This window comes from Micromonospora sp. NPDC047670, from assembly GCF_043204915.1.
Classification (GTDB): Bacteria; Actinomycetota; Actinomycetes; order Mycobacteriales; family Micromonosporaceae; genus Micromonospora.
The window spans coordinates 123,319-148,118 of record NZ_JBIDDA010000003.1 but is presented as its reverse complement, the minus strand read 5'-3'; the positions used below and the strand labels follow the sequence as shown (position 1 = coordinate 148,118).

General features: G+C 73.4%; 23 protein-coding genes. 13 read left to right on the top strand and 10 right to left on the bottom strand.

Annotated elements, in window-relative coordinates; genetic code table 11:
- Positions 1 to 507 precede the first annotated feature (507 nt).
- The gene (locus tag ACGF7U_RS08705) at positions 508 to 1,110 is read left to right on the top strand and encodes a hypothetical protein (protein ID WP_393104473.1); all 603 of its coding nucleotides are present in this window, start codon (positions 508 to 510) and stop codon (positions 1,108 to 1,110) included.
- Between the two features lie 75 nt (positions 1,111 to 1,185).
- On the opposite strand, the gene ACGF7U_RS08700 is transcribed toward ACGF7U_RS08705, so the two are convergent.
- Positions 1,186 to 1,956, bottom strand: coding sequence for a PP2C family protein-serine/threonine phosphatase (locus ACGF7U_RS08700; RefSeq protein WP_393105273.1), 771 nt, complete (start codon positions 1,954 to 1,956; stop codon positions 1,186 to 1,188).
- Positions 1,957 to 2,068: 112 nt separating this feature from the next.
- On the opposite strand from ACGF7U_RS08700, the gene ACGF7U_RS08695 reads away from it, so the two are divergent.
- The 7 genes from ACGF7U_RS08695 (at position 2,069) to ACGF7U_RS08665 (ending at position 8,270) form a co-directional block, all read left to right on the top strand.
- Entirely contained in the window at positions 2,069 to 2,305 is a 237-nt protein-coding gene (locus ACGF7U_RS08695) for an HTH domain-containing protein (protein WP_089001290.1), read from the top strand.
- Complete coding sequence (locus ACGF7U_RS08690) at positions 2,305 to 2,883, top strand: Clp protease N-terminal domain-containing protein (RefSeq protein ID WP_393104470.1); 579 nt, start codon at positions 2,305 to 2,307, stop codon at positions 2,881 to 2,883. The genes ACGF7U_RS08695 and ACGF7U_RS08690 overlap by 1 nt, the downstream gene beginning before the upstream one ends.
- A 176-nt stretch (positions 2,884 to 3,059) precedes the next feature.
- Entirely contained in the window at positions 3,060 to 4,061 is a 1,002-nt protein-coding gene (locus tag ACGF7U_RS08685) for a diacylglycerol/lipid kinase family protein (protein ID WP_393104467.1), read from the top strand.
- A complete protein-coding gene (locus tag ACGF7U_RS08680; RefSeq protein ID WP_393104464.1) occupies positions 4,054 to 5,055 on the top strand; it encodes a YihY/virulence factor BrkB family protein in 1,002 nt (333 codons plus the stop codon). Before ACGF7U_RS08685 ends, ACGF7U_RS08680 begins: the two co-directional genes overlap by 8 nt.
- A 79-nt stretch (positions 5,056 to 5,134) precedes the next feature.
- A complete protein-coding gene (locus ACGF7U_RS08675; protein ID WP_393104461.1) occupies positions 5,135 to 6,625 on the top strand; it encodes a phosphatase PAP2 family protein in 1,491 nt (496 codons plus the stop codon).
- An 8-nt stretch (positions 6,626 to 6,633) separates the two neighbouring features.
- Positions 6,634 to 7,437 (top strand): endonuclease/exonuclease/phosphatase family protein, encoded by an 804-nt coding sequence (locus ACGF7U_RS08670; protein ID WP_393104459.1) that lies wholly within the window; start codon positions 6,634 to 6,636, stop codon positions 7,435 to 7,437.
- A gap of 86 nt (positions 7,438 to 7,523) precedes the next feature.
- Entirely contained in the window at positions 7,524 to 8,270 is a 747-nt protein-coding gene (locus ACGF7U_RS08665) for a hypothetical protein (protein WP_393104456.1), read from the top strand.
- A gap of 255 nt (positions 8,271 to 8,525) precedes the next feature.
- Here ACGF7U_RS08665 and ACGF7U_RS08660 read toward each other — a convergent pair whose 3' ends face one another.
- Both ACGF7U_RS08660 and ACGF7U_RS08655 read right to left on the bottom strand, forming a co-directional pair.
- The gene (locus ACGF7U_RS08660) at positions 8,526 to 9,383 is read right to left on the bottom strand and encodes an alpha/beta fold hydrolase (protein ID WP_393104454.1); all 858 of its coding nucleotides are present in this window, start codon (positions 9,381 to 9,383) and stop codon (positions 8,526 to 8,528) included.
- Positions 9,380 to 10,342 (bottom strand): TIGR03557 family F420-dependent LLM class oxidoreductase, encoded by a 963-nt coding sequence (locus ACGF7U_RS08655; RefSeq protein ID WP_393104451.1) that lies wholly within the window; start codon positions 10,340 to 10,342, stop codon positions 9,380 to 9,382. Before ACGF7U_RS08655 ends, ACGF7U_RS08660 begins: the two co-directional genes overlap by 4 nt.
- Before the next feature lie 239 nt (positions 10,343 to 10,581).
- Here ACGF7U_RS08655 and ACGF7U_RS08650 point away from each other — a divergent pair, with 239 nt between their 5' ends.
- Entirely contained in the window at positions 10,582 to 11,937 is a 1,356-nt protein-coding gene (locus ACGF7U_RS08650; protein WP_393104449.1) for a cellulase family glycosylhydrolase, read from the top strand.
- Between the two features lie 82 nt (positions 11,938 to 12,019).
- Here the strand turns inward: ACGF7U_RS08650 and ACGF7U_RS08645 are convergent, their stop codons facing one another.
- From ACGF7U_RS08645 to ACGF7U_RS08620, 6 genes are all read right to left on the bottom strand, one after another.
- Positions 12,020 to 13,300 (bottom strand): RNA polymerase sigma factor, encoded by a 1,281-nt coding sequence (locus ACGF7U_RS08645; RefSeq protein WP_393105271.1) that lies wholly within the window; start codon positions 13,298 to 13,300, stop codon positions 12,020 to 12,022.
- 3 nt (positions 13,301 to 13,303) lie between these two features.
- Positions 13,304 to 13,696 carry a YciI family protein gene (locus tag ACGF7U_RS08640; protein ID WP_393105269.1) on the bottom strand — a complete coding sequence of 131 codons (393 nt, stop codon included), beginning with the start codon at positions 13,694 to 13,696 and terminating at the stop codon, positions 13,304 to 13,306.
- Positions 13,697 to 13,971: 275 nt separating this feature from the next.
- Positions 13,972 to 16,113, bottom strand: a complete 2,142-nt coding sequence (locus ACGF7U_RS08635) for an alpha-galactosidase (RefSeq protein WP_393104446.1) — start codon at positions 16,111 to 16,113, stop codon at positions 13,972 to 13,974.
- On the bottom strand, positions 16,110 to 17,021 hold the full coding sequence (locus ACGF7U_RS08630) for a carbohydrate ABC transporter permease (RefSeq protein WP_393104443.1): 912 nt from the start codon (positions 17,019 to 17,021) through the stop codon (positions 16,110 to 16,112). The genes ACGF7U_RS08635 and ACGF7U_RS08630 overlap by 4 nt, the downstream gene beginning before the upstream one ends.
- A complete protein-coding gene (locus ACGF7U_RS08625) occupies positions 17,018 to 17,977 on the bottom strand; it encodes a carbohydrate ABC transporter permease (RefSeq protein ID WP_393104441.1) in 960 nt (319 codons plus the stop codon). The genes ACGF7U_RS08630 and ACGF7U_RS08625 overlap by 4 nt, the downstream gene beginning before the upstream one ends.
- A gap of 20 nt (positions 17,978 to 17,997) precedes the next feature.
- Positions 17,998 to 19,317 (bottom strand): ABC transporter substrate-binding protein, encoded by a 1,320-nt coding sequence (locus tag ACGF7U_RS08620; RefSeq protein WP_393104439.1) that lies wholly within the window; start codon positions 19,315 to 19,317, stop codon positions 17,998 to 18,000.
- Between the two features lie 275 nt (positions 19,318 to 19,592).
- Between ACGF7U_RS08620 and ACGF7U_RS08615 the strand changes: the two genes are divergently transcribed.
- From ACGF7U_RS08615 to ACGF7U_RS08605, 3 genes are all read left to right on the top strand, one after another.
- Complete coding sequence (locus ACGF7U_RS08615) at positions 19,593 to 21,611, top strand: beta-galactosidase (RefSeq protein WP_393104436.1); 2,019 nt, start codon at positions 19,593 to 19,595, stop codon at positions 21,609 to 21,611.
- A 22-nt stretch (positions 21,612 to 21,633) separates the two neighbouring features.
- Entirely contained in the window at positions 21,634 to 22,410 is a 777-nt protein-coding gene (locus tag ACGF7U_RS08610) for a DeoR/GlpR family DNA-binding transcription regulator (RefSeq protein WP_393104434.1), read from the top strand.
- A gap of 149 nt (positions 22,411 to 22,559) precedes the next feature.
- On the top strand, positions 22,560 to 23,501 hold the full coding sequence (locus ACGF7U_RS08605; RefSeq protein ID WP_393104432.1) for a sporulation protein: 942 nt from the start codon (positions 22,560 to 22,562) through the stop codon (positions 23,499 to 23,501).
- 75 nt (positions 23,502 to 23,576) lie between these two features.
- Here ACGF7U_RS08605 and ACGF7U_RS08600 read toward each other — a convergent pair whose 3' ends face one another.
- Positions 23,577 to 23,966: a hypothetical protein gene (locus ACGF7U_RS08600; RefSeq protein WP_393104430.1), complete on the bottom strand. Its 390-nt coding sequence runs from the start codon at positions 23,964 to 23,966 to the stop codon at positions 23,577 to 23,579.
- Between the two features lie 281 nt (positions 23,967 to 24,247).
- Between ACGF7U_RS08600 and ACGF7U_RS08595 the strand changes: the two genes are divergently transcribed.
- Positions 24,248 to 24,655, top strand: coding sequence for a hypothetical protein (locus tag ACGF7U_RS08595; RefSeq protein WP_393104427.1), 408 nt, complete (start codon positions 24,248 to 24,250; stop codon positions 24,653 to 24,655).
- The last annotated feature ends 145 nt before the right edge of the window (positions 24,656 to 24,800 follow it).

Genomic DNA, 24,800 nt, shown 5'->3' with positions numbered 1-24,800 from the left:
CGCCGTGCCCGGCTCCGGGCGGTCAGGCTTGATCCCTGCGCCGGGCACGGCGGGCCACACCCCGTCGGTGGTCGGGCGCCGTGCGTGCCTGGATGTCCGGTTGGCGGTACGGCGGTCGGTGCGCGTCCCGTCGGTGGGGGCAGGTCGACAGGGGCTGGGCGGTGACATCCCGCATGTCTGGTTTGGGGGTGTGACCGGGGGCATCGTGGGTGTGGAATCGTGGCGGGGCCGGGGTCGTTACATCCGGTGTACGGCTGAGCAAGGGTACGCCCGCCCCGCCGGGTTGGTGTGCCGCCCCGGAATGATGGTGGGCCGCTGGTCGTTACACATGGTCCGGCCGGCGTGAGCGGGGGCGTCCCCGCGCCCCGCGTGACTGGCCTGGTCTGAGTCTTCCCCGGTGTGCTGCCGGATCCCCCCGATTTCTTTGAGCGCCGGACGGTGCTTGCATCCCTTCGCCGTTCCCCCTTTTGGCGGTGGTGGTGCCAACCCCCGAATGGAGCCACTGTGATGAACACGATCATGCGTAAGAGCGTTCTCGGTATCGCTGGTCTCGCCACCGCCGGTGCTCTCGCCGCCGGCCCGCTGAACCACAACGACACCACCGCCCCGATCGAGGCGGGCACCCCGATCACCGCCGTCGCCGTGCAGGCCGACAGGCCGGCCGTCGACAAGGCCAAGCTGATCCCGCACGGTGTGCAGGGCGCGCAGTCGCGCATCGACCTGTCCGACGAGCAGGTCGCCAACGTCAAGGCGATCATCGCCGCGACGAAGAAGGCCGGTATGGACGAGCGGGCCGCGGTGGTCGCGATCGCGACGGCGTTGCAGGAGTCGAAGCTGGAGAACCTGGGTCATCTGGGTGAGCGCAACGACCACGACTCGCAGGGCCTGTTCCAGCAGCGCCCGTCGAGTGGGTGGGGCACGGTGGAGCAGATCACCGACCCGCAGTACTCGACGATGGCGTTCCTGAAGGGTCTCAAGCAGGTCGACGGGTGGCAGGACATGCCCCTGACGAAGGCGGCGCAGACGGTGCAGGTGTCGGCGTACCCCGATCACTACGCGCAGTGGGAGCAGCAGGCCGCCGACCTCGTCGCCCAGCACTGGAACAACTGACGACACGTGTGAACAATCGCTGGCCGGCACCCCGTGCGGGGTGCCGGCCAGCGGCGTTTCCGGCGTTCGGAGGTGTCAGCGGGAAGCCGCGGGGTGGACCCGGACGACCACGGCGGTGGCGTTGTCGTCGCCGCCGGCGGTCAGGGTGGCGTCGAGCAGGTCCCGGACCGCCTGCTCCGGTCGCGCCGCCGCCAGGAGTTCCCGGGTCAGGTGGTAGTCGACCTGGTCGCTGACCCCGTCGGTGCAGAGCAGCCAGACGTCGCCGGGGCGCAGCGAGACGGCGAGCAGGTCGGCCTCCGGCTCCTTCGGGTGGCCGGCGTAGCGGGTGAGCTGGTAGCGGGCGCGGGCGGCGGCGGGTGAGTCGGCCGGGTACCACCCGTGCAACACCCCGATCCAGGCCGCGGTGTGGTCGACGGTGACCAGTTCCAGCAGGCCGTCGCGCAGCCGGTACGCGCGGGAGTCGCCGAGCTGGACGAGCCAGCCCTGGCCGCCGTCGGGCTCCGCGAGCAGGGCGGTGAGGGTGCAGCCGGTCAGCTCCGCCAGGCCCGCGCCGGCGGTGCGTACGGCCGATTGCAGCCGGGCCACGGCGGCCCGCAGCTGCCGGGGACCCACCTCGGGCCAGGCGGCCCGCACCTGCGCGACCAGGCTCTCCATCGCCGTCGCGCCGGCCCGGCGGCTGCCCTCGCCGGCGCCCATCCCGTCGGCCACCGCCGCGAACGGCAGGGCCGGGTCGACGTGCGGCACGTCGAAGTTCGCCGGGTAGCGGTCGCCGACCACGCTGCCGCCGACGGCCTCCAGCGTGACCGCGTCGAGCGGGAAGCGGCGCGGTTCACCGGGCACGGCCATCTCCCTGGACCTGCGGTGGGGACTGGGCACCGGCGGACGGTAGCACCGGGCCGACCGTGTCCGGGTGTCAACGCAAGTTGACAGGAGGCGCTTGTCAACGTAGGTTGACGACATGAGTCAGGCAACGGAACTCGCCGCGGCGGCCGGCAGCACCGACCCCCGGGTCGGGCTGCGCGCCGTCCGCGCGCTGCGCCGGCTGCTCGAACGGCTCGAGGTGGTCCAGGTGGACAACGCCCGTCGACAGGGCTGGTCCTGGCAGGAGATCGCCGACGAGCTCGAGGTCAGTCGGCAGGCGGTCCACAAGAAGCACGCCGGGCGTCCGGCGGTCGGATCCTCCTGGGAGGCGTGATGTTCGAACGGTTCACCGACCGGGCTCGCACGGTGGTGCGCGTCGCCCGGGACGAGGCACGGACCGAGGGCCAGCGGCCGGTCGGCACCGAGCACCTGCTGCTCGCCCTGCTCGCCGACGGCGACAGCCTGGCGTCGCGGGTGCTCACCGAGGCCGGCGTCCGCGCCGACGACCTGCGGGCCCGCGTCCGCCGGCACACCGAGCGGGGCGGCACCGGCCTCGCCGACGCCGACGCCGCCGCGCTGCGGGAGATCGGCATCGACCTCGCGGCCATCGTGGCGCGCATCGAGGAGTCCTTCGGCCCGGACGCGCTGCGCGAGGCGGCACCGCCGCCGCGCCGCCGCTGGGGCCTGCGGCGGTACGCGGGCGGGCCCTTCTCCCCACGCGCCAAGAAGGTGCTGGAGTTGGCGCTGCGGGAGGCGCTGCGGCTGCGCCACCGCCACATCGGCACCGAGCACATCCTGCTCGGCGTGCTCCGTGAGGGGCGCGGACTGGGCGCGCTGGTGCTCACCGAGGCCGGGGCCGACCTGGACGACCTGCGCCGGCGGGTGGAGACCGCGCTGCGGGCCGCGGCCTGACGCCGGCCCCGCCCGGGCGAGGGCGGATCGCCGCCACACCCTGACCGCACCGGCCGCGCCGGTCGTGGCCGGGCGGTCCGCTCCGGCGAGCCGCGTCCGCAAACCCGTTTTCGCTGCGCGTAAGCTCACCACCCCGCCGGGTCGCTGCCGGGCCGGTTCTCCTGCACACTGGCGCCGTGGATGCTGGACAGGACAGGCGCGCGGCGCACGGCGACGGTCTGCGCTCCGCCGTGGTGGTCAACCCGGTGAAGGTGGCCGACCTCGACGAGCTGCGACGGACGGTCCACGACGCCCTCGCCGCCGCCGGCTGGCCCGAGCCGCTGTGGTTCGAGACCACCGTCGAGGACCCGGGCCGCGGTCAGACCGAGAAGGCCGTCGAGGCCGGCGTGGACGTGGTATTCGCCTGCGGCGGCGACGGCACCGTGATGTCCTGCGTCAGCGGCCTGGTCGGCACCGACGTGGCGCTCGCCGTGCTCCCCCAGGGCACCGGCAACCTGCTCGCGGCCAACCTGGGCCTCTCCGGGGACCTGGCCGCCGGGCTGGAGGTCGCCGTCGAGCGGGGCCGCCGGCTGCTCGACGTCGGCGCGGTGGAGGACCACTACTTCACCGTGATGGCCGGCATGGGCTTCGACGCCCAGATGCTCGCCGACACCTCGGAGACCACGAAGAGGCGGTTCGGCTGGCCGGCGTACGTCGTGGGGGCCGCCCGGCACCTGCGCGACCGGCCGATGAAGGTGTCCATCCGCATCGACGACCAGCAACCGATCCGCCGCCGGGCCCGCTCGGTCCTGATCGCCAACGTCGGGCGCCTCCAGGGCGGCGTACGCCTGCTCACCGAGGCCGAGCCCGACGACGGCTACCTCGACGTCGCGGTGCTCACCCCGCGTACGCTGCGGCACTGGCTGGCGCTCGGCTGGGCCGTCGTACGCAAGCAGGACCGCGTCCCCCGGATGGAGGTCTTCCGGGGTCGGCGCGTGGAGATCACCAGCAACCGGGCCCAGCCCCGGGAGCTCGACGGCGACCTCATCGCGCCGGGCCGCACCCTGAAGGCCGAGATCCGGCGGCGGGCGCTGTGGCTCTGCGTGCCGCAGCCCGAGCAGGCCCCCGACCTGGCCGACGACGCGCAGGCAGCCGGGGAGCGGGGCGAGGAGCTCATCGAAGAGGCGCGCCGTGAGTAGCACCCGGATCGTGCCGGAGACCCGGCTGATGCCCGACGAGGAACTCAACGCCGACGACGCCTGGCACACCCTGCGCCGCCACGGCGGCTGGCACCTGCTGCGGGACGCCTTCATCCGGTTCCGCTACGGCGACGGGTTCAGCCACTCCCGCGCCTTCGCGCTGCAACTGTGCCTCGCCGTGGTGCCGTTCCTGATCGCGCTGACCGGCCTGATCAGCGAACTCGGCGTCGAGGAGGGCGGCCAGGTCGTCGCCGACACGGTGCTCGCGCTCACCCCCGGGGCGAGCGAACCGATGGTGGCCGAGCTGCTCGGCGAGGGCGACCGCACCGAACGCGCCGGGGAACTGGCGCTCAGCCTCGGCCTGGTCACCGGCCTGGTCGCGCTCACCAGCACCATGGCGCAGATCGAGCGCGGGGCCAACCGGATCTACGGCGTGGAGCGGGACCGCCCGGCGCTGTGGAAGTACGTCCGCGCCGCCGTCCTCGCCCTCACCGCCGGCGTGCCGGCGCTGACCGGGTTCCTGATCCTCGTCGGCGGCGGGCCGATGGGCGACTCGGTGCAGCGGCACTACGCCTGGGGCGAGTTCGCCAACGGCGTCTGGGACGTGGTGCGCTGGCCACTCAGCCTCGGGCTGACCGTCCTCGCCGTCGCGGTGCTGTTCCGGCACGCGCCCCGCCGCAACCAGCCCGGCCTGTCCTGGCTGTTCTTCGGCGCCGGGATCGCCACCGTGCTGTGGTGGGTGGCCAGCCTGCTGCTCGCCGCGTACGTGCGGTTCAGTGAGGGGTTCGGGCAGACGTACGGCGCGCTGACCGGGATGATGGCGCTGCTGCTGTGGGCCAACCTGACCGGCATGGCGCTCTTCGGCGGGCTGTCCTTCGCCGCCCAGTTGGAGGCGCTGCGGATCGGCGTGCGCGAGCCCGCCCAGCCGGACCTGTGGGAGCCCGAGGCCGAGCGCGAGGAGTTGCGCGACACCGGCGAGATGACCTCCCTGTAGTCCGTTTCGGACACCACCTCGGTGTACGCGGAGCGCCGATCGGGTATTGCGGCACGCCAGAGGCGAGAGGGAGGCTGCCGTGAGCGCGGTCAAAGAGGCGTTGCGACGACCCCTGGGTCACTTCACCGAACGGACGCTCGTCGGCCTGGCGGTCGTGCTCGGCGCCGGGGTGGGCTTCGGGGTGCTCCTCGTCCTGGTCCGGACCAGGTGGACCCCGCTCTACGACGTCGACCACGGCGTGGCGGCCTGGCTCAACGACCTGGTCGCCCCGCACGGGCCGCTGGTGACCGTGCTCAACGCGCTCACCGACCTCGGCGGCCGGGCGGTCATCATCTGGCTGGTGTCGGTCGCCGTGGTCGGCCTGCTCATCCGCCGGCAGGGCCGGCTCGCGGTGTTCCTGATCGTCACCGGCCTCGGCGCGCTGATCCTCGACCCGGCGCTCAAGACCCTGGTCGACCGCCTGCGTCCGGAGGTGGAGGTGCCGATCGGCCACTACGCCGGGGACAGCTTCCCCAGCGGGCACGCCCTCGGCTCGATGGTCGCGTACGGGGCGCTGTTGCTGGTCTTCCTGCCGGCGATGTCGCGCCGCTGGCGCAGGCCCGCCATCGCCCTGGTCGCCACCGTCGTGTTCCTGATCGGTCTGACCCGGATCGCGCTCGGCGTGCACTTCGTCTCCGACGTGCTCGGGGCCTGGCTGCTCGGCGCCGCCTGGCTCGGCGTCACCGCGTACGCCTTCCGGCTGTGGCGGCTGGAGCGGGGCCGGCGGGTCCCGGCGCTGACGGAGGGGTTGGAGCCGGAGGCCGCCCACGACGTGGCGCCCGCCCCCGACGAGGCGCATCTGCTGCCGCACCCCCGCGCCGCCGTGTTCGAGCTGCTCGTCGGCTGGGTGCTGGTCCTCGGCGCGCTCTACGGCTTCGGCATGTTCGTCAGCTACCACGCCGGGGGCACCTTCTTCGCCACCCTCGACACCGACGTGCCCAGGTGGTTCGCCGAGCAGCGCACGCCGGGCCGGGACGACTTCAGCCACTGGTGGAGCAAGGCCGGCGACACCCACGCCATCCTGCTCATCTCGCTGGTCTTCTGCCCGCTCGTGCTGGCCGTGTGGCGGCGCTGGCGGCCGGTGCTCTTCGTCGCGCTGACCATGTTCGGCGAGCTGAGCCTCTTCCTCACCTCCGCCGCCGCGGTGGACCGGCCGCGGCCGCCGGTGGGCAACCTCGACGGCCCGATGCCGACCTCCTCGTTCCCGTCCGGCCACATCGCCGCCACGCTGTGCGTGTGGGTCGCCATCGCGATCATCGTCTTCCCGCGTACCGACCGGTGGTGGCGGTGGATCTTCGTGGCGCTGGCGGTGGTGATGCCGGCCGGCGTGGCGATCTCCCGGATGTACCGGGGGATGCACCACCCCACCGACTTCATGGGCGCGATCATCCTCACCGCTTTGTGGATCGGGCTGCTCTACTGGGTTGTCCGCCCCAACGAGGACCTGCGCGAGGGCAACCGGCCCAGCATCGGGTCCGAGGACGTGCGCACCCTCGACGACGAGCTGGCCAAGGCCGCCCGGGTGGACTGACGCCGGCCATGCTGCGGGTGATGACCTGGAACATCCGGACCGGCGGGCGGGACCGGGGCGGCGCCGACCGCCGCGACCGGCTGGTCCGGGTGATCGCCGAGCAGCGGCCCGACGTGCTGGCGCTCCAGGAGCTGCGGGACTTCGACTCGGGCGGCGTGCTCGGCGACTTCGCGGACCGGGTGGGGATGCGTCCCCACCTGGCCCGGTCCTGCTTCGGCCAGCCGGTGGCGGTGCTGCTCCGGCCGCCGCTGCGCGCCCTCGCCGCCGCCCGGGTGCGCCGGCCGTTCCACCACGCCGCGCAGCGGGTCACCGTGGCGACCGACGCCGGCCCGCTGACCGTGCTGAGCGTCCACCTGGACCCGTACCGGGGGCTGCGGCGGCGCGTCGAGGCGGGCTGGGCCGCCGCCGCGCTGCGCCGCGCGCCGGGGGAGCTGGGGTTGCTGGCCGGGGACCTGAACACCCTCGACCCGCTGGCCGACCACACCGACCGGATCGCCCGGCTCCCCGCCGCGTACCGCCGTCGTCACCTGCGCCGGGACGGGCGGACGGTGGATACCCGGGCGGTGGCCCGGCTGCTCGCCGCCGGCCTGGTCGACCTGTACGCGGCGGCCGGGACGGCCGACGGCGGGCTGACCGCGCCCACCCGGCACGGCGGCGGCGTGGAGTTCTCCGGCATGCGCCTGGACTACCTGTTCGGCACCGCGGCGCTGGCCGGCCGGGCGCGGGACTGCCGGGTGGTGCGGGGCGGCGAGAGCGAGTACGCCTCCGACCACTACCCGGTCGTCGCGGACCTGGCCCTGCACCCGGCCTGACCCGGTGCCCGGCTGTCGGTGGCGGTCACCGTGAGCCGGTGATCGACTCGCCGATGGCCGTTGTCGGTGGCGGTTACCGTGAGCCGGTGATCGACTCGCCGAACCCCGCGCCGACGGGCGGCCGGACGCCGGCCGAGCCCGCCCCGCCGCTGGTGGCTGTCGCGCGGGGGATCGCGCTGGTCGTGGTGGTGCCCGTGCGGCTGGCCTGGGAGGTGGTCGCCGCGATCGGCCGGTGGCTGCACCGCTGGTTGCTCGCGCCGGTCGGCCGGTTCCTGGACCGCTGGCTGCTGCGCCCGCTGGGCTGGCTGCTGCGGACCCTGGTGTGGATGCCGCTGTGCTGGCTCGGCCGCGGGCTGGCCTGGCTGCTCCGCACCCTGGTCTGGGTGCCGCTGGTGTGGCTCGCCCACGGGCTGGCCTGGCTGGCCCGCACCGTGGTGTGGATGCCGTTGGCCTGGCTGGCGTACCACCTGCTCTGGGTGCCGCTGCGCTGGCTGGGCCGGCTCCTCGCCCCGCTCGGGCGCCTGCTGGTGGCCGGGCTCTCGACAGTGGGACGGTGGCTGCTGGCCGTCGGCCGGGTGCTGCTCGACGCGGCGGCGTGGGCGTGGCGGGCGGCCGGCCGGCTGCTCTGGTGGTGCTATGCGCTCACCCTGCGCCCGTTCGTGCTGGCGGCGGGCTGGCTGTGGCGCCACGCCGTCCGTCCGGTGGGCCGGGCGGTCGCCGCCGCGTGGCGGGCGATGGTGTCGCCGGTGGCCCGCTGGCTGCGCCGCGGCGTGCTCGACCCGGTCCGTCAGGCGACCCGCGAGACCCTGACCGCCCTGGGCCTGCGTCGCTGACCGATGGGCGCCCCGGCCGGCCCCGGCCGGCCCTGGCCGGTTGACCTTGGTGCGCAGAGGCCCCCGAGGGGCCGGTTCCTACCAAGATCTACCGGCCGGGGCCGCTGCCGAGGAGCGAGCGGCGGTGCGGGTTACAGGACCAGGTTGAGCAGGACGGTCAGGACGACCGAGGCGACGATCGAGAAGAGGATCATCAGCAGGCAGCCGAGGCCGCCGCCGGCGGGCCGAATCTCCGTGTTGCCGATGCGCATGTGATCACCTGTTCGTCAGCGACGGGGCGAGAAGGGCACGGATCGCGTCGGCGACCTGCGCCGGCGCGGTGGTGGCGACGTTGTGCGCGGCCCCCGGCACGGTCAGCGTGCGGGCGTGCGGCACCAGCCGGGCCACCTGCGAGCGCCAGGGCGCCGGCACGACCGGGTCCCGGGAGCCGGTGACCACCAGGGTGGGCGCGGCGATCCGGACCAGGTCCGCCTCGACCCCGTTGCGCACCGAGTGCGACAGCGTGGCGTGGACCCGCCAGGGGCGGGCGTCGACGACGTCCCGCACCAGGATCGGCGCCTGCAACGGCGCCTCCCGCAGGGTGTCCACCAGCCAGCGTCCGAACTGCCCCCGCCGGGACCGGGCGGCCGGGTCGCTGGTCGGGCCCGCGAGCACCACGGCCCGGACCGCGTCGGGGTGCCGGGCGGCCAGCGCCGCGACGACCTCCGCGCCGAACGAGTGCCCGACCAGGCAGACCGGCGGCATCCGGTACGCGGCCAGCCAGGCGGCCAGGTGGTCGGCGTGCCGGGGCACGTCGTACGCCGTGCCGGGGCGCTCGGTGAGCCCGAAGCCGGGCAGGTCCGGCGCGTACACGGGGTGGGTGTCGGCCAGCGCCAGGGCGAGCGGGGTCAGGTAGCGGTGGGAGACCGCCAGCCCGTGCACCAGCACGACCGGCGTGGCGCCGGTGCCCGGGTCGGCCGTGCGGCGGGTGTGCGTACGGAGCCCGTCGACGAGCCGCCACTCGCTGGTCAGGCCGGCGGCCGGGCGCGGCGCGGCGAGCGCGAGGCGCAGCTCGGCCGGGCCGAACCGGCCGGGCGGGGTCGCCCGGGGACGCCGGGTCGGCGAGACCCTCACAGCTCGCGCAGCCGGGGCAGCAGCTGCTCCTGCGCCCAGTCCAGGAACATCGGCTGTGTCTCGCCGCCCACCTGCACGACCGCCACGTGGGTGAAGCCCGCGTCGACGAACTTCTTGAACGCCTCGACGTGCCGGTCCACGTCGGGCCCGCAGGAGATCCCCTCGGCCACGTCCTCCTCGCGGACGAACCGGGTGGCGGCGGCGAACGACTCCGGCCCGGGCAGGTCCGCGTTGACCTTCCAGCCCATCCCGAACCAGCGGAACTGGTCGTGCACGATCTTGCGGCACTCCGCCTCGTCCGGGCCGTAGCAGATGGCCACCTGACCGTAGCGGGGCTGCCCGGCGCCGCCCGCGTCGTCGTACATCTCGATGATGTGCGGGTCCGGCTCGGTGGCGACGATGCCGTTGCCGTACTCGGCGGCGAGGGTGGCCGACTGCCGGCCGGAGGCGGCCACGGCCATCGGCACCGGGCGGTCCGGCCGGTCCCACACGTACGCGTCGGGCACGTCGTAGTGGTTGCCGGAGAAGGTCAGCGTCTCCCCGTTGAGCAGGGGCCGGATGATCTGGAGCGCCTCCTCGAACATCTCGTGCCGCTGCTGCACGTGTGGCCAGCCACCGACGACGTGCTCGTTGAGGTTCTCGCCCGCGCCGAGGCCGAGGGTGAACCGGCCGTCCGAGAGGACACCGACGGTGCTGGCCTTCTGCGCCACGACCGCCGGGTGGTAGCGGCGGATCGGGCAGGTCACGAAGGACATCAGCTCGGCCCGGCTGGTGGCGTGCGCGACCGCGCCGAGCACCGACCAGGCGTACGGGGCGTGGCCCTGCGAGTCCAGCCAGGGGTAGTAGTGGTCGGAGATGACGAGCTGGTCGAAACCGGCCGCCTCCGCCCGCACCGCGTGGTCGACCAGTTGCTTGGGGCCGGCCTGCTCGCACATCAGGGTGTAACCGACCTTGACCATGGCGTCTCCTTCCGACCCGGGCGGATCATCCCCGGATACCCCGGCCAGGGCGGCTCAACCATCCGCGTCCGGTATTCCGGGGCCACTCCTTAACCGGTTCATTGCGCGCCCGGACCAATCGGCCTACGCTGATCCGTGCGCCGCCGGGAGCCGGGCGGCGGCTGTCGGGCTGCAGCCGCCATCCCCCTGTGACGTCCCACCCCCACCCGGGCAGCGGGGGTCCTCCCTTGAGGAAGGCCATGAAGAAGCGACTCTCCGCCGCCGGTGCGGCCCTGCTCGCGCTGCTGGTCGCCGTGCTGGCGTTCGGCCAGCCCGCGCGGGCCGCGACCGGTTTCTCCGTCGCCGACGGCAAGCTCTACGACGCGAACGGCAACGAGTTCGTCATGCGCGGCGTGAACCACGCACACACCTGGTACCAACAGCAGACCAGCTCCTTCGCCAACATCAAGGCCCTCGGCGCGAACACGGTGCGGGTGGTCCTGGCCAGCGGCCAGCGGTGGGCGAAGAACGACACCGCCGACGTCGCCAACGTCATCTCGCTGTGCAAGGCCAACCGGTTGATCTGCGTGCTGGAGGTGCACGACACCACCGGCTACGGCGAACAGAGCGGGGCGGCCACGCTGGACCAGGCGGTCGACTACTGGCTCAGCGTCGCCGGCGCCCTCGCCGGCCAGGAGAAGTACGTCATCGTCAACATCGGCAACGAGCCGTACGGCAACCAGGGCTACGCCTCCTGGGCCACGGACACCTCGATCGCGATCAAGCGGCTGCGCGCCGCCGGGCTGGACCACACGATCATGGTGGACGCGCCCAACTGGGGCCAGGACTGGTCGTTCACCATGCGCGACAACGCCGCCTCGGTGTTCGCCGCCGACTCCGACCGCAACACCGTCTTCTCCATCCACATGTACGGCGTCTTCGACACCGCCGCGGAGATCAGCGACTACCTGGGCCGGTTCCGCGCCGCCAAGCTGCCGATCGTGGTCGGCGAGTTCGGCTTCGACCACTCCGACGGCAACCCCGACGAGGACACCATCCTGTCGTACACCCAGGCCAACGGGATCGGCTACCTGGGCTGGTCGTGGAGCGGCAACGGCGGTGGCGTCGAGTATCTCGACATGGTCACCAACTTCAACCCGGCCAGCCTGACCAGCTGGGGACAGCGGATCTTCAACGGCGCCAACGGCATCAGGGCGACCGCGAAGGAGGCGACGGTCTTCGGCAGCGCCCCGCCGACCACCCCGCCGCCCACGACGCCGCCGCCCACCACCCCGCCCCCGACCACGCCGCCGCCGGGCGGGTGCACCGCGACGTACACGGTGGTCAACCAGTGGCAGGGCGGCTTCCAGGGCGAGGTGAAGGTGACCGCCGGCGCCGCCGCGATCACCGGCTGGACGACGACGTGGACGTTCGCGAACGGCCAGTCGGTCAGCCAGTCGTGGAACGCCGCACTGAGCAGCAGCGGGTCGTCGTACACCGCCCGCAACCTCGACTGGAACGGTCGGCTGGGCGCCGGGGCCAGCACCAGCTTCGGCTTCATCGGCAGCTGGAACGGCACCAACGCCACGCCCGCCGTGACCTGCACCGCCCGCTGAGGTCGCCACGCACCACCGGTGGCCGGGTCCGCGCGGACCCGGCCACCGGTCTCATGCGTACGCCGCCGCGGCCCGACCGGCGTCAGCCGGCCACGGGCTCCGGTGGGCCGTCCGGACCGTGGACGAGGCGGGCGGCGCGCATCGTCAGGTAGCGCTGCTCGGGCAGGCTGGTCGTCAACGCGGCGGCGGCCCGGTACGCGGCCACGGCCCGCTCCGGGTCGCCGGCCATCTCGTGCAGGTGTGCCCGGGCGGCCGGCAGCCGGTGGTGCCCGGCGAGCCGGGGGTCGGCGTCCAGCGCGTCGAGCGCCGCCAGGCCGGCGGCCGGGCCGTGCACCATGGCGGTCGCCACCGCCCGGTTGAGGGACACCACCGGGTTGCCGGAGGAGCGTTCCAGCACCTCGTACAGGGCGAGGATCTGCGGCCAGTCGGTCTCCTCGGCGCTCGGCGCCTCGTCGTGCAGGGCGGCGATGGCCGCCTGGAGCTGGTACGGCCCGACGGGCCCGCGCGGCAGCGCCCAGGTGACCAGGGCGACGCCCTCGGCGATCGCGGTCGCGTCCCACCGGCCGCGGTCCTGCTCGGCCAGGGAGATCAGCTCACCCGAGGGCCCGGTCCGCGCGGCGGCGCGGGCGTCGGTGAGCAGCATCAGCGCGAGCAGCCCGGCCACCTCGGCGTCATCCGGCAGGCGGGCGCGCAGGGCCCGGGTCAACCGGATCGCCTCCTCCGACAGGTCCACCCGCCGCAGGTCGGCGCCCAGGCTGGCGGTGTGCCCCTCGGTGAAGATCAGGTAGAGCACGTGCCGCACGGCGGCCAGTCGGGCCTCCCGGTCGGTCGGCTCGGGCATCCGGAACGGGATGCGCGAGTCGCGGATGCGCTGCTTGGCGCGGCTGATCCGCTGCGCCATGGTGGCCTCGGGCACGAGGAAGGCGCGGGCGATCTCGGCCGTCGTCAGGCCGCCGACCGCGCGCAGGGTCAGCGCGATCGCCGAGGCCGGCGAGAGCGCCGGGTGGCAACAGAGGAAGAGCAGGGCCAGGGTGTCGTCCCGGTCGGCGGTCAGCTCCTCGTCCGGCGGCGGTGCGGCGCGCCGGTCGTCCGGCTCGCGGCGGGCGGCGAGGTCCTCGCGCCGCCGCCGGGCCGTCTCGCCCCGGACCAGTTCGACCATCCGGCGGTACGCGACCTGGATGAGCCAGCCGCGCGGGTTGTCCGGCGTCCCCTCGACCGGCCACTGCGTGGCCGCCGCCAGCAGCGCCTCCTGCACGGCGTCCTCGGCGGTGGCGAAGTCGCCGAAGCGCCGGGTGAGCACGCCGAGGACCTGCGGCGCCAGCTCGCGCAGCAGGTCCTCGACGGGTGGGGCGGTGGCGTCCAGGCGTCACATCTCCTGCGGCGGGGCCGACATGACCGGGTGCACCTCGATCGGCATGTTCAGCGGCCGGCCGCCGGGGCCGGGCGCGGTGGAGATGTGCGCGGCCAGCTCGACGGCCCGCTCGGGGCTGTCGCAGTCCACGATCCAGTAGCCGGCGAGGAACTCCTTGGTCTCGGCGAACGGCCCCTCGGTGACCACGGGCGCGCCGCCGGAGCCCGCCCGGACGATCTTCGCCTGCGCCGGCCCGGCGAGCCCCTGACCGTCGACCAGCTCGCCGTCGGCGGCCAGCTTGGCGTTGGTCTCGCCCATGAACGCGATGTGCGCCCGGATCTCCTCCGGCGTCCACGTGTCGATCGGGGGGAAGTCCGTGCCGGCGGCGCTGAACTGCATGAGCAACATGTACTTCACGTCTGGCTCCTCACGACTGCGCACCCATCATCGGTGCTCTCACCCACAGGTAGAAGCCGGCACCCCGGTTCTCGACATCCCGGCCGAGAAATTTCCGGGGAAATCCGCCGCCTGCCGGCAACCGCCCACCGCGGGGGATCGCCCAGGCTCGTCCGCTGCCGCTTCGCCGTGGCCCGCCGGCACCAGAGCGGCCCGCCCACGACGCGGCGGTGACCTCCAACAGGAGGGTCTGCGCGGGGTGCAGCGCCGGCACCAGAGCGACCCCCTCACGACGCGGCGGTGACCTCCAACAGGAGGGTCTGCTCGGGGTGCAGCGCCGGCACCTGGAGCCCGACGGTCGCCAGCACCGCGCCGCCGAGCGTCACACCGCCGTCGGCCAGCCAGCCCGGCGCGGTCAGTTGGAGGGTCGCGGGCTCCGGCACGCCCGCAGCGGGCCGCACCGCGTACCGCCGGCGGGGATCGAGGCCGGGCAGCCGGACCGGACCGGGCACCTGGGCCACCGAGGTGGCCAGCCGCGCCACGGCGTACACCGCGCGGGAACCGTCGTGGGCGATGACGCCGTGCGCCCAGACGGCCGGGTCCGGGTGGTCGACCCGGACCACCCGCCCGGCGTGCAGCAGCGGGCGGAGCCGTTTGTGCAGCGCGACCCAGGCGGCCAGCTCGCGGCGCTGCGCGGCGCCGATCGCGCCGATGTCCCACTCGATGCCGTGGTGGCCGAAGAGCGCGGTCGCCGCCCGGAAGCCCAGGTCGTGCACCCGGTGGGTGGTGTGCGAGCGCTCGGGGCCGATGTGGCTGCCGACCAGCTCGGGCGGGAGCAACAGGCCGGTCCAGCGCTGGATGGCCAGCCGTTCCAGGGCGTCGTTGCAGTCGCTGGCCCAGACCCGGTCGGTGCGCCGCAGGATCTCCAGGTCCACCCGCGCGCCACCGGACGCGCAGCTCTCGATCTCCACGCCCGGGTGGCGGCGGCGCAGCTCGTCGAGGAGCCGGTAGACCGCGAGGGTCTGTTCGTGCACGCCGGGCCGGCCGTGGTGGCCGGCCTCGGTCAGGTCCCGGTTGTGGTCCCACTTGAGGTAGCCGATGCCGGGGTGCCCGCAGAGGAGGGCGTCCAGCCGCTCCAAGAGGTACGCGTACGCGTCCGGGTGCGCCACGTCGAGCGCCTGCTGGTGCCGCCACCCCGGCGGCAGCCGGCCGGGCGCCGACAGCACCCACTCGGGGTGGGCGCGGAACAGGTCCGAGTCGGGGTTGACCATCTCCGGCTCGACCCAGAGCCCGAACTGCATCCCGTGCCCGCGCACGTGGTCGATCAGCGGGTGCAGGCCGTCCGGCCAGACCGCGTCGTCGACGAACCAGTCGCCGAGGCCGGCGCGGTCGTGGCGGCGCCCCCGGAACCACCCGTCGTCGAGCACGAAGCGTTCCACCCCGACCTCGGCGGCGTGGTCGGCCAGCGCGCGGAGCCGCTCCGGGTCGTGGTCGAAGTAGACCGCCTCCCAGACGTTGAGGGTGACCGGGCGCGGCGTGGCCGGGTGCTGCGGCCGGGCGCGCAGGTGGGTGTGCAGGACGTCGCTGAGCCCGTCCAGCCCGGCGTCGGAGAAGACGGCGTGCAGCAGGGGGGTGGCGTACTCCGCGCCGGGGCCGAGCACCACCTCGCCGGGGGCGAGCAGCTCGCCGCCGCCGAGCGTGGACTCGCCCGTGGGCCGGCGCTCCGCGAAGGTGACGTGGTCGCCGCTCCACGCGGTGTGCACCGCCCACACCTCGCCGTGCCCGAAGCCGAACCCGGCCGTGCCGGCGACCAGCAGCAGGGTCGCGTCGTGCCCGGTGCGGCCGTGCCGGCCCTCGCGCACCCAGGCGCCCATGGGCCACGGGTGCCGCTGGGGCGACCGTTCGCGGCACCACCGGCCGGTCAGGTCGAGCAGTTCGGTGGCGACCGCCGGCACCGGCAGCACCGGGGTCAGCTCCCGCAGCTCGTACGCCGTGGCGCCGTCGTTGCGCAGCCGGTGCCGCAGCAGCACCAGCCCGGTCGGGTCGAGTTCGATCTCGACGGTCAGCGACAACCCGGCGTCGGCGTCGGACGCCCGGACGGTGACCCGGGCGGACGCGGCCCGGTCGTCGTCGCGCACGTCGAGGGAGTCGAGCCGGAAGGCCGTCGACCAGGCGGTGCGGTCGCGGTGCCCGGCCAACGCCGGCCGGCCGCTCCAGCCGGCGGACGCCTCGGGCAGCAGGGACAGCACCGCCGGCGCGTCGAAGCTGCTCGGCACGACCGGCGCGACGGTGGCGTCGACCAGGGCGGGCAGGTCGTCGGGCGGGAGGGGGCCGAGGTCGCCGCCCCAGTGCGCGACCCTGGGCAGTGCCGGGCCGCGCGCGTCGAGCACCAGGCTGGTCCGCGCGCGGCGCAGGTGGACGATGCTCATCCCTTGGAGGCTCCAAGCGTCAGGCCCCGGACGAACTGCTTCTGCAACAGGAAGAAGATCACCAGAGTCGGGATCGCGACCAGCACCGAGCCGGCCGACACCAGGTTGTTGTCGGTGAAGAACTCGCCGCGCAGGTTGTTCAGCGAGCTGGTCACGGGGAACTTGTCCCCGGTGCGCATCAGCACGGTGGCCCAGAAGAACTCGTTGTAGATCCAGGTCACCTCCAGCGTGGCCAGCGCGGCCAGGGCCGGCCGGCACAGCGGCATGGTGACCTGCCAGTACTGCCGCCAGACGCTCGCCCCGTCGACCATCGCCGCCTCGTAGAGGTCGCGCGGCAGCGCCTTCATGTAGTTGCTCAGCACGAAGACGCAGAAGCCGCACTGGAAGGCGACGTTGACCAGGATCAGGCCCCAGTAGCTGTCGTAGAGCAGCTCGGAGTCGCTCATGAACGCCGGCAGCGGCACCTGCGTGAAGAGCCGGAACAGCGGGATCAGCAGGGCCTGCTGGGGCAGCAGGTTCGCCGCGGTGAACAGGCCGAGCAGGATGATGTTGGTCTTCCAGCTGAACCGGGCGATGACGAACGCCACGCACGAGGCGAGGAAGAGCGTCAGCAGCACCGCCGGCACGGTGATGTAGGCGGAGTTGAGGAAGTGCTTGCCGAACTCCGCCGTCTGCCAGGCGGTGACGTAGTTGTCGAGGGTCCACCCGCCGAGCGAGACGTAGCCGTTGGCGGCGGTGTACTCGTACGAGCGCAGGGAGGTCAGCACGGCCCAGAGGATCGGGAAGAGCCAGCCGACCGCCACCGCCGCGAGGAACACGTGCAGCACGACCCGCTGCGGCCGCAGCGGCTGCCGCCGCCCGCCCGTGGTCGTCGTCCCGCTCTGCGGGGTCACTGTCGCGGTGCTCATCGGCGTTCCTCCCGCATCACGGTCGCCAGGTAGACGGTGATGAAGACCAGCGAGACGACCAGCATGATGGTCGCCAGTGCCGAGCCGAACCCGATCCGGCTCGCCTCGCCCACCACGTTCTGGGTGACGAGCGCGGAGAGCAGTTCCAGGCCGTTGCGGCCCTTGTTGACCACCCAGACCAGGTCGAACGCGCGCAGGGACTCGATCACGGTCACCACCAGCACGATGATGTTGATCGGCCGCATGACCGGGAAGACCACCGAGAAGAAGGTGCGGGTCTCCGACGCGCCGTCCACGGCGGACGCCTCCCGCAGCGAGGGGTCGACGCCCTTCAGCCCGGCCAGGTAGAGCAGCATGATGTAGCCGACGTGCCGCCAGCCGGCGGCCAGCAGCACGGCCCAGATGTTGACGTCCGGGTCGCCGTACCAGTCGACGTCGGTGCCGAACACCGCGTTGACCAGGCCCTGGTCGCGGGAGTAGAGCAGCTGCCAGACGAAGCCGATCAGCGCCAGGGAGAGCACGACCGGCAGGTAGAGCGCGGTCTGGTAGAACCGGGTGGCGCGCAGCTCCTTGTCGAGCAGGACGGCCAGGAACATGCCGAACGGGGTGGCCACCACGAACAGCGCCGCCAGCCAGAGCAGGTTGTTCTGCGCGGCCGGCACGAACGGCGGGTAGTTCTGGACCACGTCGGTGTAGTTGCGTGCGCCGACCCACTCGATGTCGCTCAGCGGGCCGATGCCGTCCCAGTCGGTGCCGGAGAGCGCCACCGTGGCCACCGCCGGCAGCCAGACCAGACCGACGACGAGCAGCAGCGGTACGAGCACCATGAGCGTGACGACCACGCGGTCGGTGCGGGACAACAGCCGTAGCCGGCGGCCGCGACCACCCGTGGCGGTGGTGGTCGCGGCCGGCGACGGCACGGCGCGATCCGCTTGGATCAGGGGCAGGTCGGACACGTGTCCTTCCCCTCTCGCCGTCAGTCGGTGAAGATCGACTTCTTCTGGTTCTCGATGCTCGACGTCAGGCCGTCGATGTCCTTCGGGTCCTTGATGAACTGCTGGAGCGCCGGGATGATCACCGTCGAGGCGAAGTCCGGGCGGGTGTCGCGGTCCAGGAACTGGGCGATCTCGGTGGCCGAGCCGACCAACTCGGCGGCCTTGCGCTGCAGCGCGTTGTAGCCGCTGGTGTCGGCCTGGGTGTTGGCGACCAGGGTGCTCGGGTCGTTCTTCACGGTGATGTCCCCGGCCGCCTTCGAGCCGACGTACTCCAGCAGCTTCTTGGCGTTGGCCTCCTGCTTCGGCTTGCGGGCCATCATGTAGCCGTCGATGGGCGCGTCCAGGGCCTTCGCCCCGATCGCCGGATCGATCTCGGGGAAGGTGAAGAAGTCCAGGTCGTCGAGCTCGTCGTTGTTGAACTGCTGACCGAGGAAGAGACCGAGCAGGTACATGCCGCTCTTCTTCTGCTGCAACGACTGGGCGGCCTCCTGCCAGGTCCGGCCGAGGCTGTCCGGCTGGTGCAGCGGCAGCAGCCCGCGCCAGGTGTCGAAGACCTTCTTGACCTTGTCGGAGGTCCAGGACTCCTTGCCGGCCATCAGGTCGACGTGGAACTGGTAGCCGTTGATCCGCAGGTTGAGGATGTCGAAGGTGCCCATCGCCGGCCAGCCGTCCTTGTCGGCGAAGGCGATCGGGGTGAGGCCGTCCTTCTTCATCTCCCCGGCGAGCGTGGTCAGCTCGTCGAGCGTCTTCGGCACCTGGTAGCCGTTCTGCTGCCAGACCGACTTGCGGTAGAAGACCGCCCACGGGTAGTACGACGACGGCACGAAGTACTGCTTGCCGTCGTCGCCGGTCGACGCCTTCTTGAAGGCGTCCGAGAAGCCGGAGAGCTTTCCCCACACGTCGCTGAGGTCACCGGCGAGCCCGCGGGCGGCGAAGAACCGCATCCGGTAGCCGGCGAACCACATGAACACGTCGTCCGGCTTGCCCTGCAGATAGTTGTTGATGTTCTCCTGGAAGGTGTTGTGGTCGACCGTGTTGACGGCGACCTGGAGGCCGGACGAGGTCTGGAACCCGTCCATGACCTTCGCGATCACCTCCTTGGGCTTCGGGTCGGACTGGTTCGAGCCCAGCGACACCGTCTTGGCGCCCGAACCGCCGGAGTCGGAGCCGCCGCAGCCGGCGAGCAGACCCGTGCCGAGCATGGCGCCGGTGCCGGCCAGCAGCGAACGGCGGTTGAGGCCGGCGACGGAGGGGGGTACGAGCCGGGCCAGGTATTCGGCCTGGGTGCGGGGACGGGACATGGTGCCTCCTGCGGATGAAGAGGTGTGCCCGAGGGCCGTCGGTGGGGGCGTGTCCCAGCAACCGTGATCACACATCCGGATCCATCGCGAATCCACATTGGTGAACACGAAGTGCCAGTGGCGCCTCAAGCTACTCGTCCTTCGGGCGCTGTCAAGAGGGCGGCCAGGGGCCGGCAACCCCGTCGTGACATGGCTGTTATGAGGTAAACGTTGGAAAGACGATCGATGTTGGAAAGTGTTGACTTGGCCTGTCCGGCGGGGCACGCTCTGCACCCATGCGGCGATGGCAGGGCGAGAACATCTGGTTCGGCGCCGACTACAACCCCGAGCAGTGGCCCGAGTCGACCTGGGCCGAGGACGTCGAGCTGATGCGCCGGGCCGGGGTGAACCTGGTCTCGGTCGGCATCTTCTCCTGGGCGTTGCTCGAACCCGGCCCCGGCGAGTACGAGTTCGGTTGGCTGGACCGGGCGATCGACGTGCTGCACGCCGGCGGGATCGCGGTCGACCTGGCCACCGCCACCGCCAGCCCGCCCCCGTGGCTGGCCCACCGGCACCCGGAGACGCTGCCCCGCCGCGCCGACGGCGCGATCCTGTGGCCGGGCGGCCGGCAGGCGTACTGTCCCAGCTCGCCGGTGTTCCGCGAGCGGTCGCTGGCCCTGGTCGAGGCCGTCGCCACCCGGTACGCCGAGCACCCCGCGGTCGTCATGTGGCACGTCTCCAACGAGTTGGGCTGCCACAACGTGCACTGCTACTGCGACGTCAGCGCGGAGGCGTTCCGCCGCTGGCTGCGCGGGCGCTACGGCGACCTGGACGCGCTCAACGACGCCTGGGGCACCACGTTCTGGAGCCAGCGCTACGGCGACTGGGCCGAGATCAACCCGCCCCGCACCGCGCCGACGTTCGCCAACCCCACCCAGCAGCTGGACTTCCTGCGCTTCTCCTCCGACGAGCAGCGGGCCCAACTGCGCGCCGAGCGCGACGTGCTGCGCCGGCTGGTGCGCCAGCCGGTCACCACGAACTTCATGATCGGCACCGGCATCAAGTACCTCGACTACCACTCCTGGGCCGCCGACGTCGACCTGGTCTCCAACGACCACTACCTGACCGCCGCCGACCCGCGGGCCCACGTCGGGCTCGCCCTGGCCGCCGACCACACGCGGGGCGTCGCCGGCGGCGCGCCGTGGCTGCTGATGGAGCACTCCACCAGCGCCGTCAACTGGCAGCCGCGCAACGTGGCCAAGACCCCCGGGCAGCTGCGCCGCAACAGCCTCGCGCACGTGGCGCGCGGCGCCGACGGGGTGCTGTTCTTCCAGTGGCGGGCGTCCCGGGCCGGCGCGGAGAAGTTCCACTCGGCCCTGGTCCCGCACGCCGGCCCGGAGACCAAGGTGTTCCGCGAGGTCTGCCGGCTCGGCGCCGACCTCGCGGCGCTGGCCGAGGTGCGCGGCAGCCGGGTCGACGCCGAGGTGGCGATCCTGTTCGACTACGAGGCGTGGTGGGGCGCCGAGCTGGACTCGCACCCCAGCGTCGACGTCGCGTACGCCGACCGCCTCGGCGCGCTGCACGAGGCGTTGTGGCGCGCCGGGATCACCGCCGACGTCGTGCACCCGTCGGCCGACCTCGCCCGCTACCGGCTGGTGCTCGCGCCCACCCTCTACCTGGTCCGCGACGCGCACGCCGAGGCGCTGCGCGACTTCGTCGAGGCCGGCGGCACCGCCCTGGTCACGTACTTCAGCGGCATCGTCGACGAGCACGACCACATCCGCCTCGGCGGCTACCCGGGCGCGTTCCGGGAGCTGCTCGGGATCCGCGTCGAGGAGTTCTTCCCGCTGCGGGCGGGGGAGCGGGTCACCCTCGACGACGGCTCGACCGCGGACGTCTGGACGGAGTGGCTGCACGCCGAGGGCGCCCACGTGCTCGCCGCGTACGCCGACGGGCCGCTGCCGGGCGTGCCGGCGCTGACCCGGCACGCGGCGGGCGCCGGCGCGGCGTGGTACGTCGGCACCCGGCTGGACGCGGCGGCCACGGACCGGCTGGTGGCCCGCCTGGTCGCCGAGGCGGGGGTGCGCCCGGCCGCGCGGGCGCCCGTCGACGTGGAGGTGGTCCGGCGGCGCGACGGCGACCGCAGCTGGCTGTTCGTCGTCAACCACACCGACGCCGACGCCCGGCTCGACGTCACCGGCGTGGAGCTGCTGACGGGCAGGCCCTGCGCCGGCGACCTGGTCGTGCCCGCCGGGGAGGTGGCCGTGGTCCGCGAGGGCCCCGCGGCCGACCCGGCACCCACACCCGCGCAGTGACGGCCCGAAGGAGGTCATCCGGATGCTGGCCCAGCAGCGGCAGACCGCGATCCTCGAACTGATCCGGCAGCGCGGGGGCGTCCGGGTCAGCCACCTGGTGAGCCGGTTCGGCGTCTCCGACATGACGATCCGGCGGGACCTGGAGGCGCTGGCCGAGCGAGGGCTGGTCGACAAGGTCCACGGCGGGGCGACGCTTGCCGGCCCCGGCTCCGCCGAGGAGCCCGGCTTCGCCGCCAAGTCGGTCCGGCAGCAGGCCGAGAAGCGGGCCATCGCCGAGGGGGCGGCCGCCCTGGTCGAGCCCGGCATGGCCATCGCGCTCTCCGCCGGCACCACCACCGCCGCGCTGGCCACCCTGCTGGCCGACGTACGCGGCCTGACCGTGGTGACCAACTCGATCCCGGTCGCCGACGCCCTCTACCAGAACCCCCGCGCCGACCAGACCGTCGTGCTGACCGGCGGCATCCGTACCCCCTCGGACGCCCTGACCGGGCCGGTGGCCGAGGCGGCGATCGGCTCCCTCAACGTCGACGTGCTCTTCCTCGGCGTGCACGGGATGAGCCCGCGCACCGGATTCACCACGCCGAACCTGCTGGAGGCCGGGATCAACCGGTGCCTGATCGGCGCGGCCCGCCGGCTGGTGGTGCTGGCCGACCACACCAAGTGGGAGACGATCGGCATCGCCACCATCGCCCCGCTTTCCGACGCCGACGTGCTCGTCACCGACGCGGGGCTGCCGGCGGAGGCACGCAGCCAGATCGGCGACCAGGTGGGCGAGCTGGTCGTGGTGGAGGTCGGCTGACCGCCGCGCGCCGGTACGGGGCGCGGCGCGGTGCCCCCACCGGGGCGGCGCGTGCCCTCACAGGCACTTCACAGCGCCTCCGGATAGTGTCCCGGCAAGTCAGCGACCCGCTCCAGGGTGGAGCAGGGCGTCATCCCGCGGGAGTTCCGATGGTCTTCAAGAAGATGCTGAGCGCGTTCGGTGTGGGTGGGCCGAGCGTCGACACCGTCCTGACCAACCCGAACACCCGGCCCGGCCTGACCCTCGACGGCCAGGTGAACCTGGTCGGCGGGGACGCCCCGGCCAATGTCGAGCAGGTCGTCGTCAGTCTGGTCACCCGGGTCGAGATCGAGGGCGGCGACACCGAGTACGCCGGCGTCATGGAGTTCCACCGGCTGCCGGTCAGCGGCCCCCTCCAGCTCGCCCCGAAGCAGCAGCTCTCCCTGCCGTTCCAGCTCCCGGTGCCGTGGGAGACCCCGATCACCGACGTGTACGGCCAGCGGCTGCGCGGCATGACGATGGGGCTGCGCACCGAGCTGGCGATCGCGCGGGCGGTGGACAAGGGCGACCTGGACCAGGTCAACGTGCACCCGCTGCCGGTGCACGAGCGGATCCTGGAGGCGTTCCAGCGGCTCGGGTTCCGGTTCAAGCACGCCGACCTGGAACGCGGCCACATCCGGGGCACGCAGCAGACGCTGCCGTTCTACCAGGAGATCGAGTTCTTCGCCTCGCCGCAGTACGCGGGGACCATCACCGAGGTCGAGCTGACCTTCGTCACCAGCCCGCACGGGGTCGAGGTCATCCTCGAGTGCGACAAGCGCGGCGGCTTCCTCACCGCCGGGCACGACACCTTCGGCCACTACCGGGTCGCGCACGCCGACGCCGACCGGACGGACTGGGCCCAGGTCGTCGACGGCTGGCTGCGGGAGACCACCTCCCGCTACGGCAGCCTGCGCGCGCAGGGCCTCGGCGGGCACCGCCGGGGTCACGGGATGGGCGGCGTGGCCGCCGGGGCCGCGCTCGGCCTCGCCGGGGGCATGATCGCCGGCGAGATGGTCGAGGACGCGTTCGAGGGCGACTTCGGCGAGGACTTCGGCGGCTTCGAGGAGTAGGACCACCCACACACGACGGTGGCCTCCGGGACGACAGTCCCGGAGGCCACCCGTGCTGTGGCGCGCGGTACCCGGTCAGTGCCGGGCCTTGCGCTCCTCACCGCTGCGCCAGTTGCTGCCGGCCTTGGCCAGACCGCGGCTACCCAGGTAACCGAGGGTCAGCAGCGTGACCATGAACCAGGCGTTGTCGGCCCGGAAGATGTCCACCCCGGTCGAGTTCCGCCCGACCAGCTGCGAGGCGGCCAGCACGCCGATCACGGCCGCGATGTAGACCCAGAACTCGGTGGTCCGCAGCGACGGCTTGGTCTCCGTGCCGGGCGCCTGCATGGCCTCCCGACGCCCGTCGTGCACCATCGGCATCGGCCGGGTGGGTGTCTCCTGGATGGCCCGATCCTGGATGGTGCGGTTGGGCGCGTCCTGCGCCGGCCGGTTCATCGGCCTGGTGGATGCAGCCTGCGTGCTCATCTTGTCCTCCTCAGGATGCGATGAGTCGTACCTGCACTCCCTCGCCCCGCTACCGCGTTTCGGCCACGGCACGGTTCGCGTTCATGGCGGGGGCACCCGCCGTCTACCCGGCCCGGCGGGGGCAGTAACACCCCGGTGGCGGCCGGAAAAATCCGGTCCGCCGGGCGCGTGGAGCGCACCACGGCCGGGGTACGCCACCGGCCGCCCGCGCGGCGGGGCGGGTTTGCCGGGCCGGCCGTGGGGCACGCACAAAGACCGACACTTTCTGCGAGGTGATGGACGTGCGCGAGGACGACGTGCGACAGGACGCCGCCCGGCGGGCCGAGGACCGGATCGCCGGCGGCGTGTACGGCGAGGGCGCCCTGGACGAGGTGACCGTGCCCCGCACCGACGTGCAGCGGGTCATCCAGGACGAGGACCCGGACGACCCGGCCCACGTCCCGGTCGACCCGGAGGTGCTGCGCGACGGGGGTCCCACCCGGGGACAGGGGGCGGTCACCACGACCGGCGGCACCGCCGGCCCGGCCAGCGTCCGGCGGCTGGCCCGGCAGCCCGAACGGCACCGCGGCAAGGTGGCCCCGACCACCACCGGCGACGCCACCACGGGCGGCCTGAGCACTCCCGCCGGCGGATCCACCAGCGACCAGTCCGGCACCGCCAGCCAGGTGGGCAACTTCACCAACGAGTGACCGTCGACGGGCAGCGGGCCGATGACGAGGTCGGCGGCGGGGGGGGGGCCCCCCCCCCCCCCCCGGCCCGGCCCCCGCCCCGGGGGGGGGGCGGGCCCGGGGGCGGATGGCCCGGCGGTGGGGGGCGCGGGGGGGCGCGACCGAG

What these genes read in the sequence shown, in the direction of transcription:
- ACGF7U_RS08705 (WP_393104473.1), top strand. Translation starts at nt 508, where the DNA reads ATGAACACGATCATGCGTAAGAGCGTTCTCGGTATCGCTGGTCTCGCC.
- ACGF7U_RS08700 (WP_393105273.1), bottom strand. Translation starts at nt 1,956, where the DNA reads ATGGCCGTGCCCGGTGAACCGCGCCGCTTCCCGCTCGACGCGGTCACG.
- ACGF7U_RS08695 (WP_089001290.1), top strand. Translation starts at nt 2,069, where the DNA reads ATGAGTCAGGCAACGGAACTCGCCGCGGCGGCCGGCAGCACCGACCCC.
- ACGF7U_RS08690 (WP_393104470.1), top strand. Translation starts at nt 2,305, where the DNA reads ATGTTCGAACGGTTCACCGACCGGGCTCGCACGGTGGTGCGCGTCGCC.
- ACGF7U_RS08670 (WP_393104459.1), top strand. Translation starts at nt 6,634, where the DNA reads ATGCTGCGGGTGATGACCTGGAACATCCGGACCGGCGGGCGGGACCGG.
- ACGF7U_RS08655 (WP_393104451.1), bottom strand. Translation starts at nt 10,342, where the DNA reads ATGGTCAAGGTCGGTTACACCCTGATGTGCGAGCAGGCCGGCCCCAAG.
- ACGF7U_RS08650 (WP_393104449.1), top strand. Translation starts at nt 10,582, where the DNA reads ATGAAGAAGCGACTCTCCGCCGCCGGTGCGGCCCTGCTCGCGCTGCTG.
- ACGF7U_RS08640 (WP_393105269.1), bottom strand. Translation starts at nt 13,696, where the DNA reads ATGTTGCTCATGCAGTTCAGCGCCGCCGGCACGGACTTCCCCCCGATC.
- ACGF7U_RS08635 (WP_393104446.1), bottom strand. Translation starts at nt 16,113, where the DNA reads ATGAGCATCGTCCACCTGCGCCGCGCGCGGACCAGCCTGGTGCTCGAC.
- ACGF7U_RS08630 (WP_393104443.1), bottom strand. Translation starts at nt 17,021, where the DNA reads ATGAGCACCGCGACAGTGACCCCGCAGAGCGGGACGACGACCACGGGC.
- ACGF7U_RS08620 (WP_393104439.1), bottom strand. Translation starts at nt 19,317, where the DNA reads ATGTCCCGTCCCCGCACCCAGGCCGAATACCTGGCCCGGCTCGTACCC.
- ACGF7U_RS08615 (WP_393104436.1), top strand. Translation starts at nt 19,593, where the DNA reads ATGCGGCGATGGCAGGGCGAGAACATCTGGTTCGGCGCCGACTACAAC.
- ACGF7U_RS08610 (WP_393104434.1), top strand. Translation starts at nt 21,634, where the DNA reads ATGCTGGCCCAGCAGCGGCAGACCGCGATCCTCGAACTGATCCGGCAG.
- ACGF7U_RS08605 (WP_393104432.1), top strand. Translation starts at nt 22,560, where the DNA reads ATGGTCTTCAAGAAGATGCTGAGCGCGTTCGGTGTGGGTGGGCCGAGC.
- ACGF7U_RS08600 (WP_393104430.1), bottom strand. Translation starts at nt 23,966, where the DNA reads ATGAGCACGCAGGCTGCATCCACCAGGCCGATGAACCGGCCGGCGCAG.